Source organism: Desulfolutivibrio sp., assembly GCF_036584575.1.
Taxonomy (GTDB): domain Bacteria; phylum Desulfobacterota; class Desulfovibrionia; order Desulfovibrionales; family Desulfovibrionaceae; genus Desulfolutivibrio.
The window spans coordinates 1-4,119 of sequence record NZ_JAZHDB010000104.1 but is presented as its reverse complement, the minus strand read 5'-3'; the positions used below and the strand labels follow the sequence as shown (position 1 = coordinate 4,119).

Annotated in this window: 4 protein-coding genes; 1 reads left to right on the top strand and 3 read right to left on the bottom strand. The window is 63.5% G+C overall.

Translation table 11 applies throughout. From position 1 onward, the window contains the following. Positions 1-59: 59 nt before the first annotated feature. Positions 60-1,460: a peptidoglycan DD-metalloendopeptidase family protein gene (locus tag V3572_RS08120; protein ID WP_332110478.1), complete on the bottom strand. Its 1,401-nt coding sequence runs from the start codon at positions 1,458-1,460 to the stop codon at positions 60-62. A 464-nt stretch (positions 1,461-1,924) separates the two neighbouring features. Continuing rightward, a complete protein-coding gene (locus tag V3572_RS08115) occupies positions 1,925-2,434 on the bottom strand; it encodes a hypothetical protein (RefSeq protein WP_332110477.1) in 510 nt (169 codons plus the stop codon). Between the two features lie 144 nt (positions 2,435-2,578). Here V3572_RS08115 and V3572_RS08110 point away from each other — a divergent pair, with 144 nt between their 5' ends. Continuing rightward, positions 2,579-2,755: a rubredoxin gene (locus V3572_RS08110; protein WP_332110476.1), complete on the top strand. Its 177-nt coding sequence runs from the start codon at positions 2,579-2,581 to the stop codon at positions 2,753-2,755. A gap of 14 nt (positions 2,756-2,769) precedes the next feature. Here the strand turns inward: V3572_RS08110 and V3572_RS08105 are convergent. Beyond that, positions 2,770-4,119, bottom strand: a 1,350-nt coding sequence (locus V3572_RS08105) for a serine hydrolase (RefSeq protein ID WP_332110475.1), incomplete at its 5' end; no start/stop codon positions are given.

The window sequence follows — 4,119 nt, the reverse complement described above, 5'->3', positions numbered from 1 at the left end:
GGCGTAAGCGGGGCGGGAGAAGGTTGGACTGGACTTGTGCGTGTGCTTGGCCAGTCGCGTCACCCCGCAGGAAGCGCCTTGTTTGACGGCCGGGGCTGGATCGCCGCCGTGGGCGCTTCGGGCGGCAGATGCAGCGTGAAAAGCTCCACCGGTTCCGGGGCGCGGGGCGGGGCAAAGGTGTCCGGGCGCGGTTCGGGCCTGGCCTGGGCCACGGATTTGGGTTTCGCCGCGCCCTGCATCATGGCCAAAAGCGGCTCCACCCGGGCCCGAAAGGCCGCCATCTTCCCGGCCGGGACCGGATCGGCCGTGATCTTGGGATTCTCCAGGATGTTGATGGCCTGCCCGTTTTTATACATCCGAAAATCCAGATGCGGCCCCGTGGCGTAGCCCGTGGACCCCACATAGCCGATGACGTCGCCCTGGCGCACGGTCTTGCCCTTGGCGACGCCCTTGGCGAAGCCGCTGAAGTGGTTATAGCGGGTGGTGTAGGTCTGGTTGTGCTTGACGGTCACATAGTTTCCGGCCGCGTGGTTGTATCCCTTCTCCACCACCACGCCGTTTCCCACGCTCCACACCGGCGTCCCGGCCGGGGCGGCGTAGTCGACGCCCAGATGCGGTTTGCGCACGTTGAGGATGGGATGCAGGCGGCTGTGGGTGAATCCTGACGAGATGCGGCGAAAGGAGAGCGGGGCGCGTAAAAACGCCTTGCGCAGGGCCTGCCCCTTCTCGTCGAAGTAGCCGCCCTTGCCGGATTTTTCCGCGAAGTGGAAGGCCCGTGAGGTCTCGCCCTGGTTGGTGAATTCCGCCGCCAGGATGCGCCCGTATCCCAGAAAAACGTCCCCGGCGTAACGCTTCTCCACCACAACCTTGAAAGTGTCTCCCCGGCGCAGATCCTTGCAGAAGTCGATGTCCCAGGCGAAAATGTCGGCCAGGTTTACGGCCAGATCGGCATCCTCCCCGGCTTTTTTCACGGCCTCGAAGAGATTTTGCTCGATGGTCCCCGAGGCGGCTTCGGCCTGGAAGTGCTGCGGTTCGGCCTCGATGTCGATGAGGTATTCGCCCCGTTCGGCCCGGATGACCAGCCGTTCCACAGGGCTTATGACGTATTCGAAGGAGACGAATTCCCCGTCCCGGGTGGTGAGGCGGTAGCTTTGCCCGGCCTGGATGCGCGACAACCGGAACTCGCGGCTTTCCTTTGAGAGGCGTTTCATATCCGCCGGATTGATGTACCGGCCCAGGATGGCGGCCATGGTGTCGCCCGGGGCGATGACGCCCTCGGTGACCTGTTCGGTGGGGCCGCAGGCGGCGTCCGGCTCGAAAAGGCCGTCCGGGGAGATTTTGGCGAAGCGGTCAGTGGGCGGACAGGCGGCGTCTTCGGGATCCTGCTGGATGGCGGAGACGACAAAGAAAAAGGCCCCGATCACGCAGGCTGCGAAAAGGGCCACCCCCACCCGGGGCATGGAGAAAAAACGCCGAAAAACGGAGTGCTCCGAAAGGCGTTTCCGTGGAATATTTCCTGGTATCCTCATGTCTGCCTTGTTTTTTGTGCAAATGCTCGGCATGGGCTACACGACATGCCACCTCTTGTCCAGGCCGGGAGAAAGGTTTTGAGGACCTCGTGGGGGTCGGGGACGGAGTGTTTGATCGCCGTGACGCTGGTAAAGAAGTGGGACGCGTTGCAGAGACCAAGAGATGTGGCATGTGCAGGACGGCTACTGGACGGAAATGAGCGCCATGCCGCTGCAAGCGAAAGTGCATAAATATATGCATGCAGTATGCAACGGATGGCGAATGTACATGCTGAGATCGTATCATCACTGTCGAACCGCAATGATACGGATGTCCCGGCCTGGCAGGCCACTGTGGGACGACTGCTGCGCGGTGAAAAGCCGTGTCGCGTCATGGTGGCGGCATCCATGAAGGCTTATTTGGTCTTGACCCGGCCTTGATAGTTCCCGGAGGCGTCATAGACGCGAAATCCGCCCTTGCCGTCCGGGGTCAAAGTCTTGGTGTGTTTGCCCAGACTGTCAAAGGTACGAAAACCGCCCCGCCCATCGGCCTTGACGCGTCCCGTGAATTGCCCGGACGGGTCGGACAGGCGCATGTCCCCTGCGCCGTCGCTTCGCACGCGTCCGGCTGGCTTGCCCTTTTCGTCCGTGATTTTCATACCCTTCCCGGATTCCGTGACCGTGCCCCGGGTGGCGCCCTGCGGGTCGGTGATCTTGGCCTTGCGGGTGGCGTCGGGGATGGGTTCGATGCCTTTTTCCCGCATGTGCTCCACAAAACCGGAGGAGGGCGCCTGACGGCGCTGGGATTTGTCCGGAACGCGGCCCTTTTCCTGGAGCGATTTGTACAGGGAGGGCTCTTCCTCGGCGTATGCCGGGGAAACGGCCAGAAGCAGGCAAAGCAGGATGACAAGGTGACGCAGGTCCATGGCGATGGATAAGCAAATCGCGTTCCGAAACGGCCGATCCGGCGGCCGGATCGGGAAACATCACTGCTTTGGCATGGGGGCGGGGCTTGAAGCCCGGCGGATGTGGCGGTACAAAACCCCTGCGGTAAAAGGAGGCCGCAGGATATGATGCGCTACATGTGTCTTTTATGCGGCTATACGTATGACCCAAAGCGGGGCGACCCCAAGGGCGGGCTGGCCCCGGGCACGGATCTGGCCACCGCGCCGCAGGAGTGGGTCTGTCCCCGGTGCGGCGCGGGACAGGATGCGTTCGCCATGCGCGATGACGATGACGAAGGGTGATCCGGCCGGGAGGGTCAGCCTTCGCGGATGATCAGATGGGCCAGGTCGTGGCGGGTGGTGAGCTGCTGCTTGTACCGCTTGGCCTCCTGCATGGAGGAGAAGGAACCGATCATCACCCGGTACCAGACGCCCTTGTCCCCCAAATTGGCGATGACCACCCGGGCCGGAACCCCGATCTTTCCCAGTTTTCTGGCCCGGGTTTTGGCCTCGTCGGCGGTTTGGAAGGAGCTTTCCTGGAGGGTCAATTCGCCATGGCCCGGCACGCCGCTTTCCGCGACGGCCGCTGTGACGGCGGGAGCGCCTGGGGCCATGGCCGAACGCCGTGGAGCCTGTTGGGCGAAGTCCGGGGCGGCCGCGGGCTGGAAGGGCTTGGGAGCGTATGCGGCATAGGGTGCGGGCGTCTGCCGGGAGGCGGACCCGGCGGCAGCCGGACGGGGCATGGGCGGCGTGGCCTTTGCCCGCAACTGCGGCCCGGAGACCGGCACGATGGTGGCCTGAGATTCGTCGATTGAGGCCACGAGCGCCGTGTTGGGGGCGTCTGCCGGGGGGGACGGCGAGAAGACCGTCCCGATCTGCGGATCGGCCAGGGTAATGCGGGCCGAGGAGGCGCGGCCCCTGCGCCTGGGCTCGGCCTTTTCGGCCAGGTAGGTTTTTTGTCCTGGGTGAGAGAAGCTCGCCTCCAAAATTTTTTGGGTCTCCCTGTTGCGTACCTGCCAACTTCTGCCGCCCAGAACCACGGCGATGATCCGGGTGTTGCCGCGTTTGGAGGTTGCTACGATGTTGTAGCCCGAGGCGGCCACCCAGCCGGTCTTGATGCCGTCCACGCCGTCGCAATTCTGCAAGAGCTTGTTGCTGTTGTAGCGTGTGCTGTTGCGATGCCGGATGGCGGTCTTGGAATGGTGTTCCAGGGATTGGGGAAAGCGTTTGAGATAGGAGGCGGCCAGCTTCATCATATCCCGGGCCGTGGTGAACTGTCCGGGAGAGGGCAGGCCGTTGGGATTTTCAAAGGTGGTGGAGGACATACCCAGTTCCCGGGCCTTGCGGTTCATGCGGCCGACAAAGGATTCCACACCGCCAAGATGTTCGGCGACGGCGATGCAGGCGTCGTTGCCCGAGGCCACGGCCATCCCGTCCAGGAGCTCCCGCACGGTGACGGTTTCTCCGGCCCTCAGGCGCATGCTCGATCCGCCGGTTGCGGCGGCCCGGGCGCTGATTTTCACCCGATCCCCAGGGCGCAGGCGTCCGGCTTCAAGGTCTTCGAACACCAGATACATGGTCATGATCTTGGTGATGGAGGCGGGCGGAATGCGGCGATCGGCATCTTGTTCGTGGAGCACGGCCCCCGTGCCGAAATCCATGACCAT